The sequence below is a fragment of the Tepidamorphus sp. 3E244 genome (assembly GCF_046159835.1).
In the GTDB taxonomy this organism is placed as follows: domain Bacteria; phylum Pseudomonadota; class Alphaproteobacteria; order Rhizobiales; family Tepidamorphaceae; genus JACKJK01.
Window position 1 is genome coordinate 124,067 of the sequence record NZ_JBJXCY010000001.1, and the last position, 25,128, is coordinate 149,194.

Annotated in this window: 29 protein-coding genes and 1 pseudogene; 14 read left to right on the plus strand and 16 right to left on the minus strand. The window is 63.8% G+C overall.

Features of this window, described 5'->3' with window-relative positions:
* Positions 1-10: 10 nt before the first annotated feature.
* From ACKTEK_RS00545 to ACKTEK_RS00560, 4 genes are all read right to left on the minus strand, one after another.
* Positions 11-298 (minus strand): YrhK family protein, encoded by a 288-nt coding sequence (locus tag ACKTEK_RS00545; protein WP_409163292.1) that lies wholly within the window; start codon positions 296-298, stop codon positions 11-13.
* Between the two features lie 36 nt (positions 299-334).
* Positions 335-814, minus strand: a complete 480-nt coding sequence (locus ACKTEK_RS00550; RefSeq protein WP_409163293.1) for a hypothetical protein — start codon at positions 812-814, stop codon at positions 335-337.
* Between the two features lie 61 nt (positions 815-875).
* Positions 876-2,030, minus strand: a complete 1,155-nt coding sequence (locus ACKTEK_RS00555) for a UDP-galactopyranose mutase (RefSeq protein ID WP_409163294.1) — start codon at positions 2,028-2,030, stop codon at positions 876-878.
* 201 nt (positions 2,031-2,231) lie between these two features.
* Positions 2,232-3,290, minus strand: coding sequence for a ketopantoate reductase family protein (locus ACKTEK_RS00560; protein WP_409163295.1), 1,059 nt, complete (start codon positions 3,288-3,290; stop codon positions 2,232-2,234).
* Positions 3,291-3,495: 205 nt separating this feature from the next.
* Between ACKTEK_RS00560 and ACKTEK_RS00565 the strand changes: the two genes are divergently transcribed.
* On the plus strand, positions 3,496-4,902 hold the full coding sequence (locus ACKTEK_RS00565) for a short-chain fatty acyl-CoA regulator family protein (RefSeq protein ID WP_409163296.1): 1,407 nt from the start codon (positions 3,496-3,498) through the stop codon (positions 4,900-4,902).
* A 12-nt stretch (positions 4,903-4,914) separates the two neighbouring features.
* Here ACKTEK_RS00565 and ACKTEK_RS00570 read toward each other — a convergent pair whose 3' ends face one another.
* The 6 genes and pseudogenes from ACKTEK_RS00570 to ACKTEK_RS00595 all read right to left on the minus strand — a co-directional run bounded on the left by ACKTEK_RS00570 (position 4,915) and on the right by ACKTEK_RS00595 (position 8,817).
* Positions 4,915-5,268, minus strand: a complete 354-nt coding sequence (locus ACKTEK_RS00570) for a DUF1428 domain-containing protein (RefSeq protein ID WP_409163297.1) — start codon at positions 5,266-5,268, stop codon at positions 4,915-4,917.
* A gap of 13 nt (positions 5,269-5,281) precedes the next feature.
* Positions 5,282-5,742, minus strand: a pseudogene (locus ACKTEK_RS00575) (VOC family protein).
* Positions 5,743-6,219: an SRPBCC family protein gene (locus tag ACKTEK_RS00580; RefSeq protein ID WP_409163298.1), complete on the minus strand. Its 477-nt coding sequence runs from the start codon at positions 6,217-6,219 to the stop codon at positions 5,743-5,745. It lies immediately after the preceding pseudogene.
* Positions 6,220-6,247: 28 nt separating this feature from the next.
* The gene (locus ACKTEK_RS00585; RefSeq protein WP_409163299.1) at positions 6,248-6,703 is read right to left on the minus strand and encodes a VOC family protein; all 456 of its coding nucleotides are present in this window, start codon (positions 6,701-6,703) and stop codon (positions 6,248-6,250) included.
* Positions 6,704-6,709: 6 nt separating this feature from the next.
* Positions 6,710-7,360 (minus strand): TetR/AcrR family transcriptional regulator, encoded by a 651-nt coding sequence (locus ACKTEK_RS00590; protein ID WP_409163300.1) that lies wholly within the window; start codon positions 7,358-7,360, stop codon positions 6,710-6,712.
* Positions 7,361-7,452: 92 nt separating this feature from the next.
* Entirely contained in the window at positions 7,453-8,817 is a 1,365-nt protein-coding gene (locus ACKTEK_RS00595; RefSeq protein ID WP_409163301.1) for a mechanosensitive ion channel family protein, read from the minus strand.
* A gap of 106 nt (positions 8,818-8,923) precedes the next feature.
* Between ACKTEK_RS00595 and ACKTEK_RS00600 the strand changes: the two genes are divergently transcribed.
* A complete protein-coding gene (locus tag ACKTEK_RS00600; RefSeq protein WP_409163302.1) occupies positions 8,924-9,811 on the plus strand; it encodes a substrate-binding domain-containing protein in 888 nt (295 codons plus the stop codon).
* Between the two features lie 36 nt (positions 9,812-9,847).
* Here the strand turns inward: ACKTEK_RS00600 and ACKTEK_RS00605 are convergent, their stop codons facing one another.
* The 4 genes from ACKTEK_RS00605 to ACKTEK_RS00620 all read right to left on the minus strand — a co-directional run bounded on the left by ACKTEK_RS00605 (position 9,848) and on the right by ACKTEK_RS00620 (position 13,086).
* Positions 9,848-10,648 (minus strand): molybdate ABC transporter substrate-binding protein, encoded by an 801-nt coding sequence (locus ACKTEK_RS00605; RefSeq protein ID WP_409163303.1) that lies wholly within the window; start codon positions 10,646-10,648, stop codon positions 9,848-9,850.
* A 75-nt stretch (positions 10,649-10,723) separates the two neighbouring features.
* Entirely contained in the window at positions 10,724-11,560 is an 837-nt protein-coding gene (locus ACKTEK_RS00610; RefSeq protein ID WP_409163304.1) for a substrate-binding domain-containing protein, read from the minus strand.
* A gap of 31 nt (positions 11,561-11,591) precedes the next feature.
* A complete protein-coding gene (locus ACKTEK_RS00615; protein WP_409163305.1) occupies positions 11,592-12,371 on the minus strand; it encodes an ATP-binding cassette domain-containing protein in 780 nt (259 codons plus the stop codon).
* A gap of 7 nt (positions 12,372-12,378) precedes the next feature.
* Positions 12,379-13,086: an ABC transporter permease gene (locus ACKTEK_RS00620; RefSeq protein ID WP_409163306.1), complete on the minus strand. Its 708-nt coding sequence runs from the start codon at positions 13,084-13,086 to the stop codon at positions 12,379-12,381.
* A gap of 278 nt (positions 13,087-13,364) precedes the next feature.
* Between ACKTEK_RS00620 and ACKTEK_RS00625 the strand changes: the two genes are divergently transcribed.
* On the plus strand, positions 13,365-14,438 hold the full coding sequence (locus tag ACKTEK_RS00625) for a Glu/Leu/Phe/Val family dehydrogenase (RefSeq protein ID WP_409163307.1): 1,074 nt from the start codon (positions 13,365-13,367) through the stop codon (positions 14,436-14,438).
* Positions 14,439-14,445: 7 nt separating this feature from the next.
* Here the strand turns inward: ACKTEK_RS00625 and ACKTEK_RS00630 are convergent, their stop codons facing one another.
* A complete protein-coding gene (locus ACKTEK_RS00630; RefSeq protein ID WP_409163308.1) occupies positions 14,446-14,922 on the minus strand; it encodes a MarR family winged helix-turn-helix transcriptional regulator in 477 nt (158 codons plus the stop codon).
* 161 nt (positions 14,923-15,083) lie between these two features.
* On the opposite strand from ACKTEK_RS00630, the gene ACKTEK_RS00635 reads away from it, so the two are divergent.
* From ACKTEK_RS00635 to ACKTEK_RS00645, 3 genes are all read left to right on the plus strand, one after another.
* Entirely contained in the window at positions 15,084-15,767 is a 684-nt protein-coding gene (locus ACKTEK_RS00635; protein ID WP_409163309.1) for a fumarylacetoacetate hydrolase family protein, read from the plus strand.
* 177 nt (positions 15,768-15,944) lie between these two features.
* Positions 15,945-16,418, plus strand: coding sequence for a DUF2059 domain-containing protein (locus ACKTEK_RS00640; RefSeq protein ID WP_409163310.1), 474 nt, complete (start codon positions 15,945-15,947; stop codon positions 16,416-16,418).
* Positions 16,419-16,456: 38 nt separating this feature from the next.
* The gene (locus tag ACKTEK_RS00645; protein WP_409163311.1) at positions 16,457-16,744 is read left to right on the plus strand and encodes a hypothetical protein; all 288 of its coding nucleotides are present in this window, start codon (positions 16,457-16,459) and stop codon (positions 16,742-16,744) included.
* A 183-nt stretch (positions 16,745-16,927) separates the two neighbouring features.
* Here ACKTEK_RS00645 and ACKTEK_RS00650 read toward each other — a convergent pair whose 3' ends face one another.
* On the minus strand, positions 16,928-17,698 hold the full coding sequence (locus ACKTEK_RS00650) for an SDR family NAD(P)-dependent oxidoreductase (RefSeq protein WP_409164859.1): 771 nt from the start codon (positions 17,696-17,698) through the stop codon (positions 16,928-16,930).
* Positions 17,699-17,805: 107 nt separating this feature from the next.
* Between ACKTEK_RS00650 and ACKTEK_RS00655 the strand changes: the two genes are divergently transcribed.
* The 8 genes from ACKTEK_RS00655 to ACKTEK_RS00690 all read left to right on the plus strand — a co-directional run bounded on the left by ACKTEK_RS00655 (position 17,806) and on the right by ACKTEK_RS00690 (position 25,013).
* Positions 17,806-18,582: a DeoR/GlpR family DNA-binding transcription regulator gene (locus tag ACKTEK_RS00655; protein ID WP_409163312.1), complete on the plus strand. Its 777-nt coding sequence runs from the start codon at positions 17,806-17,808 to the stop codon at positions 18,580-18,582.
* 164 nt (positions 18,583-18,746) lie between these two features.
* A complete protein-coding gene (gene glpD, locus ACKTEK_RS00660) occupies positions 18,747-20,297 on the plus strand; it encodes a glycerol-3-phosphate dehydrogenase (protein ID WP_409163313.1) in 1,551 nt (516 codons plus the stop codon).
* Between the two features lie 57 nt (positions 20,298-20,354).
* Positions 20,355-21,440: an ABC transporter ATP-binding protein gene (locus ACKTEK_RS00665; RefSeq protein WP_409163314.1), complete on the plus strand. Its 1,086-nt coding sequence runs from the start codon at positions 20,355-20,357 to the stop codon at positions 21,438-21,440.
* A gap of 11 nt (positions 21,441-21,451) precedes the next feature.
* Positions 21,452-22,531 (plus strand): ABC transporter ATP-binding protein, encoded by a 1,080-nt coding sequence (locus ACKTEK_RS00670; protein ID WP_409163315.1) that lies wholly within the window; start codon positions 21,452-21,454, stop codon positions 22,529-22,531.
* Positions 22,528-23,391: a carbohydrate ABC transporter permease gene (locus ACKTEK_RS00675; protein ID WP_409163316.1), complete on the plus strand. Its 864-nt coding sequence runs from the start codon at positions 22,528-22,530 to the stop codon at positions 23,389-23,391. The genes ACKTEK_RS00670 and ACKTEK_RS00675 overlap by 4 nt, the downstream gene beginning before the upstream one ends.
* Positions 23,388-24,188 carry a carbohydrate ABC transporter permease gene (locus tag ACKTEK_RS00680; RefSeq protein ID WP_409163317.1) on the plus strand — a complete coding sequence of 267 codons (801 nt, stop codon included), beginning with the start codon at positions 23,388-23,390 and terminating at the stop codon, positions 24,186-24,188. The genes ACKTEK_RS00675 and ACKTEK_RS00680 overlap by 4 nt, the downstream gene beginning before the upstream one ends.
* Positions 24,188-24,736 (plus strand): hypothetical protein, encoded by a 549-nt coding sequence (locus ACKTEK_RS00685; RefSeq protein WP_409163318.1) that lies wholly within the window; start codon positions 24,188-24,190, stop codon positions 24,734-24,736. Before ACKTEK_RS00680 ends, ACKTEK_RS00685 begins: the two co-directional genes overlap by 1 nt.
* A complete protein-coding gene (locus ACKTEK_RS00690; RefSeq protein ID WP_409163319.1) occupies positions 24,729-25,013 on the plus strand; it encodes a DUF2160 domain-containing protein in 285 nt (94 codons plus the stop codon). The genes ACKTEK_RS00685 and ACKTEK_RS00690 overlap by 8 nt, the downstream gene beginning before the upstream one ends.
* The last annotated feature ends 115 nt before the right edge of the window (positions 25,014-25,128 follow it).

Consider the following 25,128-nt stretch of genomic DNA (forward strand, 5'->3'; position numbering starts at 1 on the left):
CCGGCGCGCCTCACGGTTCGTTCTGGTAGGCTCGCGCCACGCTCTCCACGTCGCCCAGCGCGACGTAGTGCAATTCGCGTGCAAGCCGCAGCATGGGCTTGGTGAGGAAGAACAGCGAGCCGAACAGGAAGCACCAGATCGCCGGGGTCTGGTACTGCTGGAAAAAGAACAGCGCGGAGCCTGCGACGAACAGCACCGCAGCGGTCACGTCTGCCGCCGTGAACGCGATTTCATAAGCCGCGTAAACAGCTTCATGGCGCGGTGTCTTGCGCCGGTTGTCTGGATCGAAGATAGCCATGGCTGCCTCCGGTTTCGTCGGATGAATGTCAGCGCGTCAGCGAAGCCCGGTCAGGATTTCGCCAGTTGCCTGATTGAGCGTGAAGACGATGATGCGCGGCACCTGCACGTCGTTCTCGAAGATGCTGCCCGGCACCGTGAACGTCAGCCCGGTCGCCGGATCGTAGCTCGCGTCCAGCTGCCCGAAGTCCAGCCCCGGAAACCCGATGCCCGGCGCATACGAAATCACGCGGCACTGCCGGTCGCCGAGTTCGCTGCGCGGCGGCGACAGCACCAGTGAATGCAAGGCCCCCGCAGCCGGTTCCACGGTGTCCAACAAAGCGATGCGGACCTCCCCGTTGGAGAAGGTGCGCGTGTAGTCACCCCACGGTTCGACGAGGTTGCGCGCCGAGGCGACCCAGTCGCAATCGTTGACGCTTTGCGCCTGCCCAGCGAATGGATACAGCGTCGCTGCGGCCAGTGTTGCGAGGCCAACTGCCCCTGCCCGGAATGGGCGTGTCGGAACTGATCTTGCCAATTATCCATCTCCTGTCCTTGCCAGCGACGAGGGGCCAGAATGCCTCGCCGCGCGGCTTGCGTCAGCCCTCGAATTCGCCATTGAGAAAAGCCGGTATCTGCGCACCGTTTGCCGCGTGCTTCACGATCCGGTCTGCTGCCGACAGCGCCAGGCCGATGGCGACGTCCATGTCGATATACTTGAAGGTCGCCAGCCGCCCGACGAAGCTGACGCCCGATGTGCCCCGCGCCGCCGACACGTAGTCTGACAGCGTCGATGACCCGTCCGCGAGATTGACCGGGTAGTAGAGCCGGTCGCCGGGTCCTGCTTCGCGCGGTATCTCATACGAGATGATCGTTTCGTCGTGGCTCTCCCACGGCGCGAACCACTTGTGCTCGGTGATGCGCGTCTGTGGAACATCCTCGCCGGGATAGTTCACGCTCGTCGCTGGCAGTGCCGTCCCTCGCTGGCGTTCGTGCCGGAAGTCGAGCGTGCGATAGGCGAGCCGCCCGTGGGCATGGTCGAAATAGGCATCCAGCGGGCCCGTATAGATCGTGTGATCGAAGCCGGCTTCTGCCCGGAATGCCGCCGCGTCGCAGCCGTATTGAACATCGATGCCCGGATGATCGAGCATCGCCTGCGTCATCGCGGTGTAGCCCTCGCGCGGAATCGCGATGCGGGCATGGTGGAAGTAGTTGTCGTCGTGGTTGAAGCGCACCGGCAACCGCGCAAACACCTTCGCTGGCAGGTCCGTCGGCGCGCGGCCCCACTGCTTGCGGGTGTAGCCGCGAAAGAACGCGCCATAGAGTTCCGGCCCGATGGTTGCGAGCGCGGCTTCTTCGAAGTTGCGCGGCTCATGGTCGAGCACGACGCGACGGCTGGCGATGAAGGCCTCCGCCTCCGCGCTGTCCATCTGGTCTTTGAAGAACGCGTTGATCGTGTCGAGATTGATCGGGATCTGGAAATGCTGCCCGTCGTGACTCGCCACCACCTTGTGGCGATAGGGCATGAAGTCCGCGAACCGCTCGACGAAATCCCAGACGGCTGGATTGTAGCTGTGGAAGATGTGCGGCCCGTGATGGTGCACCATGATGCCGGTTTCGGCGTCACGCGCCGTGTGGCAGTTGCCGCCGGGATGGGCCTCCGTCTCCAGCACGCGGACGTTCGCGCCGGCCTCGGCCAGTACACGGGCGATGGTTGCACCGGAAATGCCGGCGCCCACGATCAGGAAATTCACGTCACCCGCTCCAACCTTGCCCACTGCCGCAACGCAGGGGTCGGGTTACAGGATCGAGCGTTGGAGGTCGAGTGATCGGAATGCTGCTTTGATGACCGCCAAAAAAAAGAGGCGGTACCGCAAGCGGCACCGCCTTGTTCTCACAGAGGGGAGAGAAGGTCGTGTGGGCCGGCGGCCGAAGCCGCCGGAACCGTGTCAGTCTCAGGCAGCCTTCTCGGCTGCGGAATTGCGCGCCAACAGGGCGTTGACGATTGCGATCGTCTCTTCGGCTTCGTCGTTGGCGAGGCCGAGCTGCTTGCCGATCTTCTGCACGAGGCAATCGACGCGCTCGATCTGGGTCGCACCGCTGTCCACGGAACGGGCAGCAGACGAGGGCTTCAGCAGCTTCTTCGCCGCATTGGCGTATTTCTCGAAGGGCACCTGGTCTTCCGGATCGGCGCCGAGCTTGCGGGCGATCTCGTCAACGTAGTGGTACAGGCCCTCGGACTTTTCCGGGTTCGTGTGCACCGCGTCCTTGATGGAGCGCAGGCCGTCCTTGGTCATGCAGCGATAGTTGCCGGTGATGAGCATGCTCCACTTGGCAAGCGGCACGAACAGGGAATCGAACTTCTTCAGCTTCACCGGCACGTCGTTGCCGTCGATCGTCACGGCGGCAATGTCGTCTTCCATTGCCTGCAGCATCTCGTTGTGCTCCGGGCAGGCGAAGGCGGCAGCCTTGAAGTTGGTCGGCAGGCCGACCTGCAGCACGTTGGCTTCGCATTCCGGCGGGCGGAAAGCCTGCGGATCGGGGCTGCACAGCGTGACGAGCTCCGGGTCGAACCCGTCCCACACGCGCGGATTGGCGTAGCAGCCTTCCAGGTCGTCGCAGTTGATGCCTTCGATGCGGCGCAGGTAGGCCAGCGGCGGCATGTTCATGATGGACAGGCACGGCACGCGGGCCTCCGCGATGCGCTTCATCAGCGTGGCAACGCTGGATGCGCCATACTGCGGCTCGGACATCGCCAGGCCGACCATGTCGTAGTCGCCCGGATTGGCATCTTCCGGCGTCACGGCATTCAGCTTGCCCGGCAGGTCGCCGGAGCGGATCGCGCGAAAATCGTCTTCGCCGCGCAGCTTGATGCGGACTTCCGTGCCCTTGGAATTGATGAGTTCGGCGGTCTGCGTGCGGCACACGAGCGTTACGTGGTGCCCGGCCATGAGAAGCTTGGTTCCCAGAAGCGAGCCGTAGGACGCGCCGAGAATGAGGACGTTGTAAGCCATGTTATGTTTCCTCCTCGTGTGCGGGGTTTTCGCGTTTTGCAGTGCTGACTGCGTAGCGATTCAACACCTGATTGATGAAAAGGTAACAGTCGGTGACTGCAAAGGCAGCATAATTCGTGTAAATGTGATACCAGTGTAATTGACATTACCAATGTTTTGTTAAAATGTTAATTTATGTGAATTCTGTTAACGCGGGTCTCGAGGCATGGAAAAAACACTGATTGGGCCGCAGTTGCGCCAGTTGCGGCGCGAGCGCGGACAGACCCAGGCCGAGATGGCGCAGGCACTGGGCGTGAGCACCGCCTACGTCAACCTGTTGGAAAACAACCAGCGCAGCCTGTCCGTGAAGATGCTCATGGCCCTGTCGACCGCCTATGGCGTCGACTGGCGCGACCTGATGAAGGACGATTCCGCGCACCGGCTGGCAAACCTGCGCGATGTCAGCCGCGATCCTATCTTCGGCGACGACGTGCCGGATATCCAGGAGTTGCGCGCAGCCCTCGACCACGCGCCCAAGCTCGTCGAGCAGTTCCTCAGCCTGTATCGCAGCCACCGCGCGGCGCTGGACAAGATGATGCAGCTTGGCAGTGAGGCGAGCGCGGGCGACCTGCTGCGCTCGGCGCCCGAGACCGTGATCCACGACTTCTTCCGCGATCACTCCAACTATTTCCATGATCTGGAGAAGGCCGCGGAGAACCTGCGCGACAGCGAGCCCTTCGGGTCCGACGATGTCTACTACATGCTCAAGCGCCGCCTGCAGGAACGCCATGGCACGCAGGTGGAAATGCTGCCCGTCGGCAAGATGCAGGATACGTTGCGCTACCACGACGAGAGCGCCGGCATCGTCTACCTGTCGGAAGTGCTGGACTACCAGAACCGCTCGTTCCAGCTTGCCCACACCCTGTGTTTGATCGAATTCGCGGTGACGCTCGACAAGCTGACGCGCGATTCAGGCGTCATGTCGGAGCGCGAGATCACCCGCTGCCAGGTGGAACTGGCGAACTATTTCGCCGCCGCCTACCTCATGCCCTACAAGGCCTTCTACAAGGCAGCGGAGGACACCCGCTACGACGTCGACATGCTGGCTGCGATGTTCGGCGTGTCCTTCGAGCAGGCCTGCCACCGGCTGACGACATTGCAGCGGCGCGGCTGCCGCGGCGTGCCGTTCTTCTTCCTGCGGGTGGACAAGGCGGGAAACGTCACCAAGCGCTTCAACTCGACGTCGTTCACGCTCGCCGAGTATGGCGGCGCCTGCCCGGTGTGGAACATCCATACCTCGTTCCGCACGCCGGGCATCATTATCCCGCAGTTCGTCGAACTGCCTGACGGCGAGCGTTACTTCACCATTTCACGCACGACCGAGCGTCCGGCCTTCTCCAGCCAGACGCAGGACCGGCGGCTGGCGCTGGCGCTGGGGTGTGAACTCAAGCACGCGCCGAAGATCGGCTATGCCCAGTCATTCAACCTGGAAAACGAGGCGCTGTTCAGCCCCATCGGGATCAACTGCCACCTGTGCCCGCGCCAGGCCTGTTCCCAGCGCGCGCACCAGCCGATCCTCGTCGACCTGCCGATCGACACCCGCCGGCGCGGCAACACCCGCTACGAGAGCTGATGCTCCGTAGGCTTATTTCTCGACGATGACGTCGAAGCCGCCGAAGATCATCCGCATTCCGTCAAATGGAACGGTATCGGGATCGAACATCGGCTTCATCTCTTCCATGGCGGCGGCCATGCCTTCGTCGCGCACCTTGCGTGACGGCCAGCGGATCCACGAGAACACCACCGTTTCGTCGGCTTCCTTCTTCACCGCCATGGGGAAGGACGTGACCTTGCCGTCCGGGACGTCCTCGGCCCAGCACTCGATCACTTCCGTCGCACCATTCTTGCGGAACGAGGCCGCGGCCTTCTCCGCCATGTCGATGTAGACGTCCTTTTTGTCCGTCTTCACCGCAACGAGAAACCCATCCACGTAGCTCATCGATCTTATCCTTTCAGGCAGCGGCAAGCGCGGCTGCATCGATCTTGGTCATTGTCATCAGCTTCTGCATAACGCGGGCCGCCCGATCCGGGTCCGGTCCGCTCATCAATTCCGGCAACACCTTCGGCACGATCTGCCAGCAGATGCCGAACCGATCGGTCAACCAGCCGCAGCGTCCGGGCTTGCCCGCGCTGGTCAGCGCGTCCCACAACCGGTCCACCTCCGCCTGATCCTCGCACAGACCGAGATGGAGAAGGAGGCGTTGAAGTCCTGGTCGGCATTTCCGTTCATCGCGATGTAGACGGTGCCGCCAAGCTCGAACTCCACCAGGACCGGGCGGCCATTGTGGTTGCCCACGCGGCTGAGGATGCGGGAGCCCGGCAGCAGGCTCACGTAGAAGTCTGCCGCCTCTTCCGCCTCGCTGTAGAACCACAGGGTCGGCGCGGCCCCGCCGGTCTTGCGCTTGTCGGTCATCTACACCTCCAGCGACTTCGCCAGTTCTTCAAGCTGGTCGGTGGCCTTCCCCCAGCCTTCCTCGAAGCCCATCTTCTCGTGGCTTTCATGGTCCTCGGCGCTCCAGTGGAGGGCGCGCGCGAGGTAGCGGGTCTTTCCCTCGCCGGCATCTTCCAGCTCGATGATCGTCGTCATGAAGGCCTTGCCGGAGGGCTTCCAAGCCTGCGTGTAGGCATCGGTCATCACCAGCTTTTCGTTCTCGACCACCTCGAGGTAGACGCCGGGATTGGGAAATTCCTCGCCTTCGGGACTGCGCATGGTGATGAGGATCTTGCCGCCGGGACGCACGTCGAGTTCGGCCGACGGCGTCTCGTAGGGCTTGGGCGTGAACCATCGTTTCAGCAGTTCCGGCTCCGTCCAGCAGCGCCAGACATTCTCGCGGCGCGCATCCAGCACGCGGTCGATGGACAGTTCGTACTCGTGGGTCGGAGTGGTCATTCGTCGGGCTTTCGGTTGGTGTGGGGGATCACATGGCGTCGAAGGCGGCCTGCATCTCGGCAGGCGTCATCTCGCGCAGACGGTGGGCGAGGGACCAGCGGTGTCCGAACGGGTCCTCGATCACGCCGTAGCGGTCGCCCCAGAACATGTCGGAAGCGGGCATCACTACCTTCGCGCCAGCGACCTCCGCCCGGTTGATCCACGCGTCGGCATCGTCGACGCAGAGATGGATCGTGACGGGCGTTCCGTTCAGTTCCTTCGGCGAGCGCGTGCCCCATTCCGGATGCGCTTCCGCCAGCATGATGGTGACGCCGTTGATGGTGACGCTTCCATGCAGCAGCGTGCCGGCCTTGTCGGTCAGCCGAACGGGATCGGTCGCGCCGAATGCCGTCTCGTAGAAATCCATGGCCTTATGCGCGCTATTGCAGACCATGTGCGGCGCCATGGCGAAGGGGGCTGGGCCATTTTCTGTTTGCTCGGACATCTTCCTTCAGTGCTCCGTTTGTTGCTGGCGCGCGGCGGCAACCGCATCGGCCGGAAAAAGCGATGAGACATAGGCAATCAGGTGATCGACGCTCTGTTCGGCGATGGCTTGGTCGTTCTTCGCCTTGGCGAGGATGAACGCGCCCTGCAGCACGGCCTGCGTGTGCCATGCGAGGCTTTCAGGCGACCAGGCTGCATCGGGCGCATGCATTGCCTTCGCCGCTGCCAGGTCGGCCGTTATCGGCTCGGTATGCAGCGCGATGGTGTGCTCGCAGGCAATGCGGATGGCAGGGTGCGACTCGTGCACTTCCTGCAGCATCGTGCCCGCCACGCAGCTGATCTCGGAGATGCGCCCGTCGAGGATGTTGCGGCGCAGGTCGAGATAGCCGAGCACCCGCGCCAGCGGATTCTCCAGCGCGCGATGGGGCGCTGCGGCGAACATCCCGCCCGTCACCTCCGCCCAGTGCTGTGCGGCGGCGATGCCGAGGTCTTCCTTGCTGGCGAAATGGTGGAAGAACGCGCCCTTGGTGACGCCCGCCGCCTTGCAAAGGTCGTCGACGGTCGTCGCGCCGTAACCCTTGCTGCGGATCACGTTGAAGGAGGCATCGAGGATGCGCCGTCGGGCTTCGCCCCGGGGGATGCGTGGTTGCTTGCTCATGACGATATACATACCGACCAGTTGGTATGGTTGTCAATGGCATGGTGTCGCTGAGGAAGAACCGGTCCGCTGAATGCGGCGCCCGAGGATGTTCAGTCGTTGAGGCGCTTGGCCGCCTCGTGCCGAACGGTTTCGATGATCCGCACGTCCCTTCTCGGGAAGGGAATGTCGATTTCCGCTGCCTTCAGTGCATCCCACAGCGCGAGATAGACATTGCCGCGCACATTCGTGATGCCGTTCGAGGGATCGTGAATCCAGAACCGCAAAAGCAGGTCGATGGCGGAATCCCCGAAGCCGACGATGTGGCAGACAGGCGCCGGACTCTGTGAGACGCGCTCCACATTTGAGGCAGCCTCGCGCGCGACCTTGCGGACCTGGTGCGGATCGCTCTCGTAGGAGACGCCGAAGGCGATATCCAGCCGCACGAGGTTGTTGGTGTGCGACCAGTTCACCACTTGCCCGGTGATGAGATCCTCGTTCGGGATCAGGTATTCCTTGCCGTCACGTGTGACGACCGAGACGTATCGCGCCCCCAGCGAGGAGATCCAGCCGAAGGTCTCCCCAAGCGAAATCACGTCGCCCGGCTTGATCGACTTGTCGACCAGCAGGATGACGCCGGACACGAGGTTGGAGACGACCTTCTGCAGGCCGAAGCCCAAGCCAAGCCCGATGGCGCCCGACAGCACGGTGATGCTCGTCAGGTCGAAGCCGATGGACTGCAGCGCGATGATGATCGCGGTGCCGAACAGCAGCAGGCGCGCCATCTTGTCGGTCAGCACCCGCATGGACGGCGACATGTCGTTGATGGCCTCGACGCGCCGCGAGATGGCACCCGAAAGCCAGCCGGCCGCCGTGAGCAGGACCGCCAGCATGAGTGCGGCCTTCACCACCAGCAGCAGCGATATGCGCACTTCGCCAAGGTTCAGCGCGAGCCCGTCGAGAACCTGCGACGCCCGCTCGGTCTGACCCAGCACCGTGAGCGCCGCAAAAATCCAGACAGACCACGTGACGATGAACCGGAGCAGCTTGTTGCGCACCAGCCGTGAGGCGATGGTTACGAACACCCAGGCGGCTGCGAGGTTGAGCGCGATTCCGAGATAGAAGCTGCGGCTCGGCCATGTCATCGTGCGCATGGCAAACAGCGCAAGGCCGATCAGCAGCACGAAGATGATGGGGCGCAGCCGCCGCGCGACGACGAGGATCATGCGCATCCGCGACGGGCGCTTGTCATCGAACCCGCGCATCCAGGCGTCGATTCGCGGCTCCAGTCGCTGTGAGATCACGTGCGCGATGGCAAGGCAGGCGAGAATGATGCAGACCTGGATGATCGACCAGGGCTGCGTCAGCCTGTCTGCCAGGATGGCAAGCTGCCGGAAGGCATCCGAAATCCTGCTTTCGAATCCGGTCAGGTCCATCGCGCCACCGGCAAGTGGCGTCGCAGACGCAAAAGATGACACGAAGCGGGTTGCAGGTTTGGCATGATCGTTCGAAATTTGGCGCATCGCGATGGCTTGCGCAATGCACACCATTTGTCGGCGCGGCGCGAGCCCACACGGAGACCGGATGACCGAGACGCTTCCGAGATTTTTGACGACGAAGGAATTGGCCGAACTTCTGCGCATCGGCGAGCGCAAGGTCTATGACCTCGCGACCAGCGGTGAAGTGCCCTGCACGCGGGTGGTCGGCAAGCTCCTCTTTCCGCGCGGCGAGATCGAGGCGTGGATCGCGCAGGCCCGGTCCGGCCCGGCGGCCATCGAACCCCTGCCGGCGATTGTCGCGGGCAGCCACGACCCGCTGCTGGAATGGTCGCTGCGCCAGTCAGGCTCGGGGCTGGCCGCCTTCATGGATGGCAGCATGGACGGGCTGGAGCGCATGGCCCGGCGCGAGTGCGCGGCAAGCGGCACCCATATTCACGAAGCCGACGGGCAGTGGAATGCCGAGACGACGGCGCGCCTGCTCGTGGGCAAGCCCGTGGTGCTGGTCGAATTCGCCAGGCGCAGTCGCGGCCTGATCCTGCCGAAGGGAAACCCGGAGAACGTCGCCGGCATCGCGGACCTGGCAGGCCGCCGATTCGCGCAGCGCCAGCCCGGTGCCGCGAGCCAGGTCTGGTTTGAAGAGCTGGCGAAAGAGTCCGGCCTTGATCCGCAGGGACTTTCGTTCGCGGCCAACCCGGCGCGCAGCGAAATGGACGTTGCGCTCGCGGTGCTGGACGGCAAGGCCGATGCCGCGTTCGGGCTGGAGTCCATGGCGCGGCAGTTCCGCCTCAAGTTCTTGCCGATCGCGCAGGAACGCTACGACTTGGCCGTCTGGCGGCAGGCCTATTTCGAGCCGGCAATGCAGGCGCTGATGCGCTTCCTTGGAACCGGGGAATTCCGCCAGCACGCCGCCGGCATGGGCGGCTATGACACGTCCGCAGCCGGCACGGTTCACTACAACGCCGGCGGTCTGTGACGGGCCGGCTGTGCGCCGGCCCGCGAATTGTCTGCCTCAGTCGTCCGACACGGTCGAGAAGCCGTAGGAGGCGAGGATGCCTTGTCCTTCCGGCGACAGGATGAAGGCCGCGAGCGCAGCCCCGGTGTCCGGCGCGCCCGTCAGCACGGTCAGGCCGTAGTCGGCGCCGACCGCGATCTCCTCCGGGATCTGGACGATTTGCAGGCTGTCGCTGTCCTTCTGCGCCAGCAGCGCGTTGGTGCAGTAGGTCAGGAAGATGTCAGCCTTCTTCTCGCTCATCACCCAGCCATAGGGATTGCGCCCTTCCGGCGGCTTGGCGGAATCCTCGCTGCCCGTCAGCTTCAGTGCCTTGGCTTCCAGCGTTTCCTTCGCGCCGCGCTTCACGCCGTCCGCCTTGGCAAACAGCGCAAAGGCATAGTCGCCTGCGGGATCGGATTTCGGCGTGGATGTGCCGACGCGGATGTTCTCGTCCAGCATCGTGTCGAGCAGCGTTTCGGTTGAAACCTCGACGTCCGGCTGCGCGATGGCACACAGGCGGTTGCGCGCGAACAGGGTCACGTCGCCCGCCTTGCCGGCTTCGGCCAGCGTCTTCGGGTGCTTCATGTTGGCCGATGCGAAGATATGGGCTGGCTCGCCCTCTTCGATGCGCTCGCGCATCAGGCCCGATGGGCCGAACTGGGTGGTGACGGCAGTGCCGGTCTGCGCGGTGAAGGCGTCGGCAACGTCGCTCAGGGCGGCCTTCAGGCTGCCGGCTGCGAAGAGAACGACATCGTCTGCCGCAAGTGCGGGCCGGGCGAGCGTCAGCATCGCGACGGCCATGAACATGGCTGTACGCATGGTCTTGTCCTTGGTGTGTTGGGGGAGGGGAAGCGAACCGGGCACGGCGCGTTTCACGCCGCGCCCGTCGTCAGGTCAGCCGTTGACGGCTTTGGCATTCGGGAAGAAGAGCTGCTGCCCGTCGATCTTGAAATCGGCAATCGCCTTCTGGCCTTCGCCGCCGATGAGCCAGTCGATGAACGCCTGGCCTTCCTCGGCCTTCACGTTGGCATGCTTTTCCGGGTTCACGAGGATGACGCCGTACTGGTTGAACATCTTCGGGTCGCCTTCCACCGCGACCTTGTAGTCGCCCTTGTTGCCGAAGGAGATCCAGGTGGCGCGGTCGGTCATGACGTAGGCATCCATGCCGACGCCGGCATTCAGCGTCGCGCCCATGCCCGAACCCGTCTCGCGGTACCAGTCGCCCGAAGCCGAGCCGACATCAACCCCGGCCTGCTTCCACAGGCGAAGTTCGGCCTTGTGCGTGCCGGAATCATCACCGCGCGAGGCGAACGCCGACTTGCTCTCGGCGATCTTCTTCAACGCCTCGACGACATTCTCGGTGCCGGCGACACCGGCCGGGTCGGAAGCCGGGCCGACGATGACGAAGTCGTTGTACATGACGTCGTGACGCTCGACGCCCCAGCCATCGGTCACAAACTTTTCTTCAGCCGGCTTGGCATGGACGAGAAGCACTTCACCGTCGCCGTTGGCGGCGTTCTTGATGGCCTGGCCGGTGCCGACGGCAACGACGCGAACCTCGATGCCGGTCTTCTCCTGGAACTGCGGCAGGATCGCATCGAGCAGGCCGGAGTTGGCCGTGGACGTCGTGGACTGCACGACGATGAACTTGTCCTGTGCCTGGGCGCTGCCGAGTGCGCCGCCGGCGAGTGTCAGCAGCGCGAGGGCTGCCAGGAATGTGCGTCTGAACATGGACGTCTCCGTGGTTTGATCTTCTGGTTGGTCAGATGACCAGGCCGCCGGCGAGGAAAGCGCGCGCGGCGTCCGATCGGGGTTGGTTGAAAAAGTCGGTCGCGGGTCCGTGCTCGAGGACGCGTCCGCGGTGGATGAAGACCACGTCCTCGGCCAGCCGCTTGGCCTGGCCGACATCGTGGGTGATCATCACGATCTTCGCGCCGTTGCCGGTCGCCGTGCGGATCAGGCTTTCGATGGCGTGGGTCGAAGCCGGGTCGAGGCTCGCGGTCGGCTCGTCGAGAAACAGGATGCGCGGCTCGGTGGCGAGCGCGCGAACCATCGCGAGGCGCTGCTGCTCACCGCCGGACAGGGTGCGCGCCGGCTGGCGGGCAAGGTCGCCCAGCCCGGCGAGGTCGAGCCAGCTGGTAACGCGCCGGGGTCGCTCGGCCCGCGCGACACCGCGCAGTTTCAATACGTAGTCGACATTGGCGGCGACGGACCGGCGCAGCAGGACGGGCCGCTGGAAAACCATGGCCTGCCGGGCGCGTGCTGCCTCGTCGGCTACGGCGCCGTTCCAGCAGATGGTGCCGGTGGTCGGCTCGCTCAGCCCGTGGAGCAGCCGCAGCAGCAGGCTCTTGCCCGCGCCGTTTGGGCCCATCACCACGGTCGGCCCGCCATCGCGGATGGTGAGTTCCTCGACATCGACGAGGTCGCGCCCGTCGATGACCAGCCGCAGGTCGCGCGCGACCAGCGGTAGCAGGGGCCGGTCGGGCGCCTGCGCAACCTCGCGGGGGAAGATCGTGGGAATGGTTGCTGTCGCGTCGCTCATGCCGGCCTCACGCGAAAGCCGCGCGGCGCGCGGTCGAGCGAACGGTGCCAAGCAGGGCGTTCACGCAGATGGCGATGGAAATCAGGATCGCGCCCAGCGCCAGCGCGAGCGCGAGATTGCCCTTGGAGGTTTCCAGCGCGATCGTCGTCGTCATGACGCGGGTGACGTGGTTGATGTTGCCGCCGACGATCATCACGGCCCCGACCTCGGCGATGGCGCGCCCGAAGCCTGCAAGCAGCGCGGTTGTCAGCGTGAAGCGCGCATCCCACAGCAGCGTGGGAACGCTCTGCAGCCGCGACACGCCGAGCGAGCGGAGCTGGTCGGCATATTCGGAATCCATGTCCTCGATCACCTGTCGCGTCAGCGCGGCGATGATCGGCAGCACCAGCACGACCTGCGCGATGATCATCGCGCCGGGCGTGTAGAGAAGTTGCAGTACGCCCAGCGGCCCGGCATTGGACAGCATCAGGTAGACCAGCAAGCCGACAACCACCGGCGGCAGGCCCATCAGCGCATTGAGCAGCACGACCAGCGCGCCGCGGCCCGGAAAGCGGGCCACCGCGAGCGTGGCGCCAAGCGGCATGCCGAGCAGCGCGGCGATGGCCACGGCGCTGAGGCTGACCTGCAATGACAGCGCCACGATGCCCCACAGAACCGGGTCGCCGGAGAGCAGCAAGGACACCGCCATGCTGAATGATGATGCAAAATCATGCATGAATTACAAAAGACTCACCAGAGTTCGTTCGAATAGCCAGAATTTGCAGTAAATCGGGAAAGATGTCCACAGGCCCCGCTTTGAAAAGGCGCCGCGCAAACCCGATATCAATTGGCGAAACAGCGAAATCGTTCGCAAAGGCGTGCGGATTCGAACGCTTCGCGCCGATTGGCGACCGACTTCGCAGCAAAATGAGTTGCCGACTGCGCGATAATCGATGCGAGGGTCGAGGCAAGCTCATCGTGAAGTGCGCGCGCGCTTTGCGGGAAAGGATCGCCGTGAAGATCGAAACCGCCATGCAGGCTGACCAGGTGCCGTCCGGTGTCTTCAGCCATCCCGATTTCGCCGGCCACAAGGCCGTGAACTATTGCAGCGACGCAGCCAGCGGGTTGCGTGCCATCATCGCGGTGCACGACACGACGCTTGGTCCTGCTCTCGGCGGTTGCCGCAGGTGGGCCTACGCGAGCGAAGCCGAAGCCCTGAAGGACGTGCTGCGCCTGTCGCGCGGCATGACCTTCAAGAACGCAGCGGCCGGGCTCGATCTCGGTGGCGGCAAGGCGGTGATCCTGTCGGACGGCAACGACGCGACACCCGACATGTGGCGCGCGTTCAGCGAGGCCGTAAACCGGCTCGGCGGCGACTACATCACTGCCGAGGACGTCGGCACCGGCCAGGCGGCTGTCGACTATATCGCCGAAACCAGCGCCCACGTGCGTGGGACGTCTGCCTCCGGACTTGGCGATCCATCGCCCTACACGGCGTGGGGCGTCCATATCGGCATGAAGGCCGCAGCGAGACACGCGCTCGGTGCGGAAACCCTCGACGGCCTCACCGTCGCGGTACAGGGCGTGGGCAATGTCGGCGCGGACGTCGCGCGCATGGCGAAGGCAGATGGCGCCAGCATCGTGATTGCCGATATCCGCGAGGATGCGGTCGCGGCTCTGGCAAGCGAATTCGACGCGCAGGTGGTCAGCGTCGATGAGATCCACGCCGTGCAGGCGGACATCCTTGCACCCTGTGCGCTCGGCGGCGCGCTGAACCCGCGCACCATCCCCGATATCAAGGCCCGCGTCATTGCCGGTGCCGCCAACAACCAGCTTGAGACGCCCGAAGATGCCGCGCGTCTCCAGCAGCGCGGCATCCTCTACGCGCCGGACTTCGTCATCAATTCCGGCGGCGTGATCTCGATTGCGCTGGCGGACAGATTCGCATCTCCCGACGCCATGAAGGAGCGCGTGGGGGAGCTAGGCGGCATCCTGTCGGAAATCTTCGCGGCATCCGATGGCGGCGAAGGCACCACGGATGCGGTCGCCATAGCTCGCGCAAAGGCGCGGCTGGCGGCAGGGCGCTGACCCGCGATCATTGATCCGATCGCGCGGTGCGCAGCGGTGCGCGCGACAGATCGTTGTTAAGCGAGACGAGCCGTTCCATCAGCGTCAGCAATTGCCACTGCTCGCTGCGTGCGAGACCCTGCAGGATGCGCTTCTGTGCGGCCTTATAGGCGCTGGCTGCTTCAAGGATCGTCTGGTTGCCGGCGGGCGACAGAAACACCTGCTTGGAGCGCCGGTCATGCGGGCCGGAATGGCGCTCGATCATTCCCTTTCGTTCAAGCCGTTCCAGGGCGGTCGCCATGGTTGACCGGTCGAAGGCGACGGCGTTGGTCAGCCCCGCACCGTCGATGCCGGGCTGCGCGCGTATGGCCAGCATGATCTCGAATTGCGCCGGCGTAACATCATGGGGCCGCAACGCCTCGCCGGTCACCGCGATGGAAATCTGCTGCGCGCGGCGCAGCAGATGCGAAGGCTGGTCGTAGAGGTCGGGAAGGGAAATGGGCACATGGAACTCCGCGCTTTTCCGGCGACAGGTCTTAACAGAGTGCTAATCAGTTTACTGAAAGTCAGTATACTGACGAAATCAATGATTTGCAATTTTGGTGACGGCTTGCGGGGTGCCGGGTTAGCGTGTCAAGCCGTCTTTGAACGAGTGGACCAGCACCGATGGACTTCATATTCGAACCGCCGCAGCGCGTGACCTTGCCGGTCGAGGGAACAGACGCTGTGTTTCCCGTCCGGCGCGTGTTCTGCGTTGGTCGCAACTATGCCGCCCACACGCGGGAGATGGGGCACGACCCGGACCGTGAGCCGCCGTTCTTCTTCTGCAAGCCGGCCGACGCAGTGGCGACGGGACCATCCATTCCCTATCCGCCACAGACCAGCGACATGCATTTCGAGATCGAGCTTGTCGCCGCAATCGGCAAGGGCGGCTCGGATATTCCGATTGCCGACGCGCTGTCCCACGTCTTCGGCTACGGCGTCGGGATCGACCTCACGCGCCGCGATCTGCAGGGCGAAGCCAAGAAGCTCGGCCGCCCGTGGGATTGGGGTAAGGGGTTCGACAACTCAGCCCCCATGTCTGGTCTGAAGCCGGTTTCGCAGACTGGCCACCCGGAGACGGGCCGCGTCTGGCTTTCACTCGATGGGGACATGCGACAGGACGGCGATCTGTCCGAAATGATCTGGCCGCTGCCGGACATCATCTCCCTCATCTCGCAGTCCATGCGGCTGGAGGCCGGCGACCTCATCATGACCGGCACGCCCGCAGGCGTCGGGGCCGTGCGCCCCGGCCAGACGCTCAAGGGTGGCGTTGAAGGGGTCGGGGAGATCGAGGTCTCCATCACCTGAGACCGGCAGGCGAGTGCCGGCGCGCGGGGCAGCGCCCCTTTGCCGGCACATTTACCCGGTCTTGTCATGCCGGTCCGTGCAGCGGACAGTACTGACATGCAATTCTCAACGTGGCCCGCGGCGCGGCGCCGCAAGGAAACGGAACCGATTATGCGATTTCTGAAGACAGCTTTGATTGTGGCGTCGATCGCGCTCGCGCCGATCGCCAGTGGGTCCCTTGCGCAGGCGCAGGATGCCGAGCGCATGGCTGCGGCGCAGAAATACCTGGAGACGCCGACGGTTCAGAAGATGATGAGCGACATGCTGTCTCCGCAATATGTGAGCGCGATGCTGCAGCAGATGCAGGTTTCCGCCAACGTGACGGATGAGCAGCGCGACAAGCTTGCGAAGATACTCAGCGAGGAGTTTGCCAAGATTCGTCCGCAGATGGAGCGCGTCATGCTGGAATCGACCGCGGCGAACTTCACCGTGAACGAGATCGAGGCGCTGACGGCCTTCTACAGTTCCGAGGAAGGCGCCGCCATTGCCGAGAAGATGCAGCCCTACATGGCGCAGGCCATGCAGCAGATCATTCCGCTCATGCAGTCCATGCAGCAGAGTTTTATACAGCGCGTGCAGGCCGAGATGGGCGAATCCTCCGAAGGCAAGTAGAACGCCCCCTATTGGCAGCCTGAGCGGGAGTTTGGCCGGTGAGCGACCAGGTGATGACAATTGTGATGAGCGCTGCAGCCGGCATCGGCGCAATCATCGCGTTTATCGCAGCAATCGTGACATCCTATGAGATCGAGCGTCGCAGCGACGGCAAGATCATGCGATACGGCGTGCCGCGCTACACGAACATGGTCCGCACGGCCATCGCGGGCCCAAGCGTCGCCAAGGACGAGGAAACGCGGGAACTTGTCAAGAAGCTGCGGATGCGGCTGCTGTTCGTCTTCGCGCTGATGGCGCTGCTTGCCCTGACGACGCTGCAATATTAGTCGGCTCAGAGAATGTGATCGCGTGCGGCACAGGGCTCGAACAGCAAGCTGAATATGCTGGAGTGCAGCATGAATTTATGCTGCGCAACAGGGGTGCAGCATTTCGCAGGCCATGCTGCGCGGTAAGGTATTGATCTGCTGGCGTTATCTCCGGCCCAGTCGGGGTGGTCCGAGGCGCAGCATTCAGCCCATGAACTGACCGCCATTCACCTCGATCACCTGTCCTGTCACGTAGCCGGAAAGGGCCGGCGCGGCGAGGAACAGGTAGGTGCCCGTGCAGTCGCCGACGGTGCCAAGTCGTTGCAGGGGAATCGCCCTGGCGGTCGCGGCAAGTTTCTCAGCGCTCGAGTAGCGGGAATGGAAGTCGGTGTCGATTGTGCCGGGTGATACCGCATTGACGCGGATGCCGCGCGGGGCAAGCTCGCGGGCAAGGCTCCGGGCATAGGTCGACACAAAGGCTTTCGATGCCGAATAGACGGACGATCCGGGGCTGCCGCCCGTCCGCGCGGAAATCGAACTTGTGAAGATCACGGATGCGCCGTCGGCGAGGTTGTCCAGCAGTGCCGAGGTGAGCAGAACCGTCGATCCGGCGTTCAACCGGTTCACCTTGTCGAAATGAGCCGCCGTCATCTCCCCGGTCATGACGCGGCCATGCATCGTGCCGGCATTGTGAATGAAGACGTCGACGCGCGGCATGGCCGCAGAGATATCAGCGGCCAGCCGTGCCGTGTCGCTCTCGTCTTCGAGATCGGCATCGAGAATTGTCAGGCGCGCTGCGTCCTCCGCATCGAGGCCAGCAACAAGCGGATCGCTGTCCTTGGCCGGATCGACCCCGCAATGCGCACACACGCGCGCGCCGAGATGAAGGAATGCGCGGGCGACGCCGGCCCCGATGCCGCGCCGCGCGCCGGTGATCGCAACATCGACCCCGGCGAAGGCGTTTTGCCGAAACAGATCCGTCACTTTGCCCCGGTCCATGCTGTCATGCCTCCCGATCCTGCTGACAGGATGCCCGCTTTCGACTAGTTTCGATATCCCTGAAAAGCGAAAACGACACGACCATGCTGATCGAACGCCAACAGACGATCCTCGAAAAGGCCCGCCAGCAGGGGCGCGTCAGCGTCGATGAGCTTGCCGAAGAGTTCGAGGTGTCGCCGCAGACGATCCGCAAGGACCTGAACGAGCTCTGCAACCAGCGGCTCCTGTTCCGGGTTCATGGCGGCGCCATGATCGCGCCGTCGCGCGAGAACATGGGATACGAGGCGCGACGCACGCTCGCGCGGTCGGAAAAGCTTGCCATTGCCGAGCGTGCCGCCGCGATCATCCCGGATTCCGCATCGCTCTTCATCAATATCGGCACGACGACGGAAGCCGTCGCGGATGCGCTCGTGCGTCACTCCGGGCTGATGGTCATCACCAACAACATCAATGTCGCCAATTCCCTGCGGATTTACCCCGGCATGGAAGTGGTCGTGGCTGGCGGCGTCGTGCGCAAGGCGGACGGCGGCATCGTTGGCGAGGCGGCCGTCGATTTCATCCGCCAGTTCAAGGTGGACTTCGCGGTGATCGGCGTCTCCGCAATCGATTCCGACGGCGCGCTGCTCGACTACGACTTTCGCGAGGTGAAGGTTGCGCAGGCGATCATCGCCAACGCGCGCCACGTCATCCTGGTGGCGGACTGCAGCAAGCTGGAACGCCGCGCGCCCGTGCGCATCGGCCATATCTCGCAGGTCCACAGCTTCGTTACGGATCGCTGCCCGGACGAGAACCTGCGCGCGATCTGCGCGGAATCGGAAGTCGACCTCATCGAGGTCATGTCGGAGACGGACGCGGAATAGCGCGCTCGGTTTCACTTGACTTTCGTTTGCTTCGTAATAGGCTTCGATATTAATGATAATTGCTGCAATGCGAAATTACATTCGCAAGTGCAGCATAAGTCTGCGCGCGGTTCGGCGGCTGAAGCTGCACGGCTCAGAATGCGCAGCGGGGAGGCAGGGCAGGCGTGGCGCAAGGCTGCGACATCTTCGTCATTGGCGGCGGCATCAACGGCTGCGGCATCGCGCGCGACGCGGCGGGCCGGGGCTATGACGTGTGCCTTGCGGAGATGGATGACCTGGCAAGTGGGACCTCCTCCGGCTCCACCAAGCTGGTTCACGGCGGCCTGCGCTATCTTGAGTTCTTCGAGTTCCGCCTCGTGCGCGAGGCGCTCATGGAGCGCGAACGGCTCTGGGCCAACGCGCCGCACATCATCTGGCCGCTGCGTTTCGTTCTGCCGCACCACTCCGGCCTGCGTCCGGCCTGGATGCTACGGCTCGGGCTCTTCATGTACGACCATCTCGGCGGCCGGAAGAACCTGCCCGCAACCCGCACCGTGGACCTTGCCAACGGCCCGCTCGGCGAACCGCTGAAGCAGGACTACCAGCGCGGCTTTGAATATTCCGACTGCTGGGTCGACGATGCCCGCCTCGTGGTGCTGAACGCGCGCGACGCGGAAAATCGCGGCGCGGAAATACTCGTGCGCCACAAGGTCGTGGGTCTCAAGCCCTCCGGCGACGGGTGGCAGGTCACGGTGCGCGATGCCGAAGGCGGCGAACGCACGATCGCCGCGCGCTGCGTCATCAATGCCGCCGGTCCGTGGGTCGACGAAGTGCTGCGCGGCGCTGCCGGCCGCAACGGCGCGCACAATGTCCGGCTCGTAAAGGGCAGCCACGTCGTCGTGCCGAAGATCTACGAGCACGACCGCTGCTACATCTTCCAGAACGCCGACGGGCGCATCCTCTTCGCCATTCCCTACGAAGACGACTTCACCCTGCTCGGCACCACCGACCGCGATTTCGAGGGCGACCCGGCCGACGCCGCGATCTCCGACGACGAAGCCGCCTATATCTGCAATGCGGCCTCGGAATATTTCCGCAAGCCCGTCGAGGCGGGCGATGCCGTGTGGACCTATTCCGCCGTGCGCCCACTCTACGACGACGGCGCGAGCAAGGCGCAGGAAGCCACCCGCGACTACGTGATCGCGCGCGACGAGCAGGCAGCCTCACCGCTGTTCAATGTCTTCGGCGGCAAGATCACCACCTACCGCCGTCTGGCTGAATCCATGCTGGAGCAGGTGGAGGACGTGATCGGCGCGCGCGGCAGGCCGTGGACGCGGGATGCCGCATTGCCCGGCGGCGACATGCCGCTCGACGGCCAGGCGCAACTGGCCGATGAACTGTCGCGCATCTTCCCGTGGCTTGCTCGCGAGATCATTGCCCGCATGGTGCGACAGTACGGCACCGATACGCGCCAGATGCTGAGCAACGCCAAGTCGCTGGGCGACCTGGGCGAAGAATTTGGCGCCGGGCTCTATGCTCGCGAAGTGGAATGGCTCGTGACCAACGAATGGGCCCGCACCGCAGAAGATATCCTGTGGCGGCGGACAAAGCTCGGCTTGCGTTTTTCTGCGAGCGAAACTGCGCGGCTGGAAAAATTCGTGCACAATGCTGTCAAGGAATTGTCCGCACCCGGCAAAGAACCGGGGCGGCGCAAGGCCGGGGATGCGGCGGCATGACGAAACGCGCGAACCAGCGCTTCGCATGCAGCACCTGGCCGGCCGGGGAGGTGCGCGATGCTTGAATTGCGCAACGTGTCGAAGGTGGTGGGTGAGGACACCCACATCGACGACGTGTCGCTGATGCTGACGGCCGGCAGCCTGAACGTGCTGCTGGGGCCGACGCTTGCCGGCAAGACGACGCTCATGCGCCTGATGGCAGGGCTGGAGCAGCCCACCAGCGGTCAGGTGCTGGTCAACGGCACCGACGTTACCGGCTGGCCGGTCCAGAAGCGCAACGTCGCGATGGTCTACCAGCAGTTCATCAATTACCCGACGCTGAGCGTCTACGAGAACATCGCGTCTCCCTTGCGGGTTGCCCGTGTCGCCAAGGACGAGATCGACGCGCGTGTTCGCAAGGCCGCCGACCTGATGCAGCTCGGCCCCTATCTTGACCGCACGCCGCTGAACCTGTCCGGTGGCCAGCAGCAGCGCACCGCGCTCGCCCGCGCGCTGGTGAAGGGTGCGGAACTGGTGCTGCTGGACGAGCCGCTCGCCAATCTCGACTACAAGCTGCGCGAGGAACTGCGCGCCGAACTGCCGCGCATCTTTGCCGAATCCGGCGCGGTCTTCGTCTACGCGACGACCGAGCCGTCGGAAGCGCTGCTTCTGGGCGGCAACACCGCGACCTTGCACCACGGTGCGGTGACCCAGTTCGGGCCGACCATCGAGGTCTACCGAAACCCGGTCGACCTCACGACCGCGCGCACCTTCTCCGATCCGCCGATCAACACCGCGAAGGTGGAAAAGAGTGGCGCAACGCTCTCGTTTGCCGATGCCGCAGGCGGTGCGAGCGTCCCCGCAGGCAGCGATCTGCCGGACGGCACCTACACGGTCGCCTTCCAGCCGCACCACCTGCTGCGGCGCGACCCCGGACGCGGGGCGCTGAAGTTCACCGGCACGGTCGCCGTCACCGAAATCACCGGGTCGGAAAGCTTCATCCACCTCGATGTTGGCGATGCGCGCTGGGTGTCGCTGGTCCACGGCGTGCACAACCACCCCGTTGGCGAGACCATCGACGTCTGGGTCGATCCCGCCCGCTTCATGTTCTTCTCGGCCGATGGCGACCTCGCGCGCCCGGCCGAGCAACCGGCAGCGGCTTGAGGGAGGGGCGAATGGCACGCATCGAATTCGACAAGATCCGCCACGCCTACATGGCGAACCCCAAGAGCGAAGCCGACTACGCGCTGAAAGAGCTCTCGATGACGTGGGAGGATGGCGGCGCCTACGCGCTACTGGGCCCGTCCGGCTGCGGCAAGACCACGCTGCTCAACATCATCTCCGGCCTGCTCCAGCCGTCTGAAGGGAAAATCCTGTTCGACGGCAAGGACGTGACCGGTCTGAGCACGCAGGAACGCAACATCGCGCAGGTGTTCCAGTTCCCGGTGATCTACGACACCATGACGGTGAGACAGAACCTCGAATTCCCGCTGCGGAACCGCAACGTCCCGCGCGACGAGATTGCCCGGCGCGTCAACGACACGCTGGAGATCATCGACCTCAAGGACAAGGCGGACCGCCGCGCCCGCCGCCTGACGGCGGACGAGAAGCAGAAGATTTCGCTGGGTCGCGGGCTGGTGCGCTCGGACGTCAACGCGATCCTGTTCGACGAACCGCTGACCGTCATCGATCCGCACATGAAGTGGGTGCTGCGTTCCAAGCTGAAGGAACTGCACCAGCGCTTCGCCTTCACGATGATCTACGTGACCCACGACCAGACCGAGGCGCTCACCTTCGCCGACAAGGTCGTCGTCATGTACGAGGGCGAGGTGGTACAGACCGGTACGCCGGCGGAACTCTTCAACAATCCCAAGCACACATTCGTCGGCTACTTCATCGGTTCGCCCGGCATGAACGTGCTGCCCTGCGCGGTGGAAGGCGACCGCGCCCATGTGGGTGGCCACGAGATCGCACTGCCCGTCGGCGCGCCTTCCGGGGCATCGAAACTTGAACTCGGTATCCGCCCGGAATTCGTGACGCTTGCGAAAAACGGGACCGGCATCCCGGTCTCGGTCAAGCGCGTCGAGGACATCGGCCGCTTCCGCATTCTTCATGCCGATCTCGCCGGGACCGACATCGCCGCGACCCTGCCGGAAGGCACGGAAGTGCCCGCTGACCCGCAGGTGATCCTCCAGCCCGCCAACGTCAATCTCTACGCGGATTCCTGGCTCGTGGAAAAAGGCGGCGCGGCATGAACAAGACATGGAACAACAAGGCCTGGTTCATGGTCGCCCCGGTCCTGATCCTGGTGGCCTTCAACGCCGTCATTCCGTTGATGACGGTCGTGAACTACTCGGTGCAGGAGACCTTCGGGAACAACCTGTTCTTCTTCGAAGGGGTGAAGTGGTTCCGTGAGGTCCTCCACTCGGAGCGGTTCCACGCGTCTCTCCTGCGCCAATTCTTTTTCACCGGCACAATATTGCTCATCGAAATCCCGCTCGGCGTCATCATTGCGCTGGCCATGCCGCGAAAGGGCATCTGGGTCCCGGTCTGCCTCGTGCTGATGGCGCTGCCGCTGCTGGTGCCGTGGAACGTGGTCGGCGCGATGTGGAACATCTTCGCGCTGCCAGACATCGGCCTGATGGGCTACGTCATCAACGCGCTCGGCATCGATTTCAACTTCACGCGCCAGCCGGTCTCGGCCTGGTTCACCGTCATCATCATGGACGTGTGGCACTGGACCTCGCTGGTCGTGTTGCTGGCCTATGCGGGTCTTCGCTCGATCCCCGATGCCTACTACCAGGCAGCGCGCATCGACTCCGCATCGCGCTGGGCCGTGTTCCGGCATATCCAGTTGCCGAAGATGAAGCGCGTGCTGACCATCGCCGTGCTGCTGCGCTTCATGGACTCGTTCATGATCTACACCGAACCCTTCGTGCTGACCGGCGGCGGGCCGGGCAACACGACGACCATTCTGTCCATTGACCTGGTGAAGGCAGCGCTTGGCGAGTTCAATCTCGGCATCGCTGCGGCCATGAGCATCATCTACTTCCTGATGACGCTGCTTGTGTGCTGGGTCTTCTACTCGGTGATGATGCGGGGAGAAGACGAATGAAGCGCGCCTCGGCCCTGATCCCGATCATCTACATCGTGTTCCTGATGCTGCCGATCTACTGGCTGCTGAACATGAGCTTCAAGACCACCAACGAGATCCTCGGCGGCTTCTCCATGTGGCCGAACGAGTTCACGCTGGAGAACTACGCCAAGATCTTCACCGACCCGACCTGGTACAACGGCTACATCAACTCGATCACCTACGTGGCGATCAATACGGTGCTGTCGGTCTCCGTGGCGCTGCCGGCGGCCTACGCCTTCTCGCGCTACCGCTTCCTCGGCGACAAGCATCTCTTCTTCTGGCTGCTGACCAACCGCATGGCCCCGCCGGCGGTCTTCGCGCTGCCCTTCCTGCAGCTCTACTCGGCCATCGGCCTGTTCGACACGCACCTGGCGGTCGCGCTGGCGCACTGCCTGTTCAACGTGCCGCTGGCCGTGTGGATTCTCGAAGGCTTCATGTCCGGCGTCCCGCGCGAGATCGACGAGACCGCCTATCTCGACGGCTACTCCTTCCCGAAGTTCTTCGTGAAGATATTCATGCCGCTGATCGCGTCGGGCATCGGCGTCACGGCCTTCTTCTGCTTCATGTTCTCGTGGGTGGAGATGCTTCTCGCCAAGACGCTGACATCGGTCGCCGCCAAGCCCATCGTCGCGACCATGACGCGCACCGCCTCCACGTCGGGCTACGAGCTCGGCCTGCTGGCAGCCGCCGGCGTGCTCACCATCATCCCCGGCGCGATCGTGATCTGGTTCGTGCGCAACTACATCGCCAAGGGCTTTGCCCTAGGGAGGGTGTGATGGCTAGTAGCACTATTCAACTCAGCGATTGGATTGGCCTTTACGCAGCTCTATTGTCGACCGCTCTCGCTTTAGTCGGAGCGGTGAGGTGGTTACTTGCTGGTCCAAAACTAGCCGTCACCGTTTTCAATCCTCTCGAGACCAGTATGGGAGGAAATAGCTCGTTTCTTTGCATAGTAACGAATTCAGGGAGCACTCCAACAGTTGTCCAAAGTCTGGATGTGTCATTTCGAACAGCTCGATGGTTTTGGGGGAAAGAGATCGGAAAGGCGGAGTTCAACGAAGGCTCTAACTGGAAACCGTCGGTTAAATTGGTTCCGGTGGAAAACAAGGTCAATACGTTCCGCGAAGAGCCAAACGTAATTCAACCGGGCGAAGAGATTCGCGCACCGGCCAGGGCCGTCCAAGAATACGACCCACACACTCATTGGATTCGAGTTGCTGCGACACCCCGAAACTGCCGATGGAAGTTTGTCGGCTGGGCCGCTCCGTCCCGAATGAACTTGTCGGATTCCTCCACCAATATTGAGGGAGGAAGCAATGTTTGACCTCTCATGGATGGCATGGACGTGGCAGACGGTGTCGTTCTTCGCCGTCATCGCGCTGCTCATCTCCGGCATGGCCGTGTGGGAATGGGCGCGTCCGGGCGGTGCCCCGCGCGACGGCGTCCTCGGCCTGCACACCACGCGCGGCGACCGGCTCTTCGTGTCGCTGCTTGGCAGCGCCTACATCCACCTCGCTTGGCTTGCCTTCGCGGCCGGCCCGCTGTGGTGGGCAACCGTGATTTCGCTGGTCTTCGCCGTGGTGGTTTTCCGCTGGGTGTAAGGCGAGGGAAGAAAACCGGGGCGGGCAACCGACATGCCCGTTCCGAAAATCCGCTCCGGAGCAAATTGCGGGTTCCGGGCCGCGGGCAAGAACACGGGTACACCCGTGAGCCAAG

What these genes read in the sequence shown, in the direction of transcription:
- ACKTEK_RS00545 (WP_409163292.1), bottom strand. Translation starts at nt 298, where the DNA reads ATGGCTATCTTCGATCCAGACAACCGGCGCAAGACACCGCGCCATGAA.
- ACKTEK_RS00560 (WP_409163295.1), bottom strand. Translation starts at nt 3,290, where the DNA reads ATGGCTTACAACGTCCTCATTCTCGGCGCGTCCTACGGCTCGCTTCTG.
- ACKTEK_RS00565 (WP_409163296.1), top strand. Translation starts at nt 3,496, where the DNA reads ATGGAAAAAACACTGATTGGGCCGCAGTTGCGCCAGTTGCGGCGCGAG.
- ACKTEK_RS00570 (WP_409163297.1), bottom strand. Translation starts at nt 5,268, where the DNA reads ATGAGCTACGTGGATGGGTTTCTCGTTGCGGTGAAGACGGACAAAAAG.
- ACKTEK_RS00580 (WP_409163298.1), bottom strand. Translation starts at nt 6,219, where the DNA reads ATGACCACTCCGACCCACGAGTACGAACTGTCCATCGACCGCGTGCTG.
- ACKTEK_RS00585 (WP_409163299.1), bottom strand. Translation starts at nt 6,703, where the DNA reads ATGTCCGAGCAAACAGAAAATGGCCCAGCCCCCTTCGCCATGGCGCCG.
- ACKTEK_RS00590 (WP_409163300.1), bottom strand. Translation starts at nt 7,360, where the DNA reads ATGAGCAAGCAACCACGCATCCCCCGGGGCGAAGCCCGACGGCGCATC.
- ACKTEK_RS00600 (WP_409163302.1), top strand. Translation starts at nt 8,924, where the DNA reads ATGACCGAGACGCTTCCGAGATTTTTGACGACGAAGGAATTGGCCGAA.
- ACKTEK_RS00605 (WP_409163303.1), bottom strand. Translation starts at nt 10,648, where the DNA reads ATGCGTACAGCCATGTTCATGGCCGTCGCGATGCTGACGCTCGCCCGG.
- ACKTEK_RS00610 (WP_409163304.1), bottom strand. Translation starts at nt 11,560, where the DNA reads ATGTTCAGACGCACATTCCTGGCAGCCCTCGCGCTGCTGACACTCGCC.
- ACKTEK_RS00615 (WP_409163305.1), bottom strand. Translation starts at nt 12,371, where the DNA reads ATGAGCGACGCGACAGCAACCATTCCCACGATCTTCCCCCGCGAGGTT.
- ACKTEK_RS00620 (WP_409163306.1), bottom strand. Translation starts at nt 13,086, where the DNA reads ATGCATGATTTTGCATCATCATTCAGCATGGCGGTGTCCTTGCTGCTC.
- ACKTEK_RS00635 (WP_409163309.1), top strand. Translation starts at nt 15,084, where the DNA reads ATGGACTTCATATTCGAACCGCCGCAGCGCGTGACCTTGCCGGTCGAG.
- ACKTEK_RS00655 (WP_409163312.1), top strand. Translation starts at nt 17,806, where the DNA reads ATGCTGATCGAACGCCAACAGACGATCCTCGAAAAGGCCCGCCAGCAG.
- ACKTEK_RS00665 (WP_409163314.1), top strand. Translation starts at nt 20,355, where the DNA reads ATGCTTGAATTGCGCAACGTGTCGAAGGTGGTGGGTGAGGACACCCAC.
- ACKTEK_RS00670 (WP_409163315.1), top strand. Translation starts at nt 21,452, where the DNA reads ATGGCACGCATCGAATTCGACAAGATCCGCCACGCCTACATGGCGAAC.
- ACKTEK_RS00675 (WP_409163316.1), top strand. Translation starts at nt 22,528, where the DNA reads ATGAACAAGACATGGAACAACAAGGCCTGGTTCATGGTCGCCCCGGTC.
- ACKTEK_RS00680 (WP_409163317.1), top strand. Translation starts at nt 23,388, where the DNA reads ATGAAGCGCGCCTCGGCCCTGATCCCGATCATCTACATCGTGTTCCTG.
- ACKTEK_RS00685 (WP_409163318.1), top strand. Translation starts at nt 24,188, where the DNA reads ATGGCTAGTAGCACTATTCAACTCAGCGATTGGATTGGCCTTTACGCA.
- ACKTEK_RS00690 (WP_409163319.1), top strand. Translation starts at nt 24,729, where the DNA reads ATGTTTGACCTCTCATGGATGGCATGGACGTGGCAGACGGTGTCGTTC.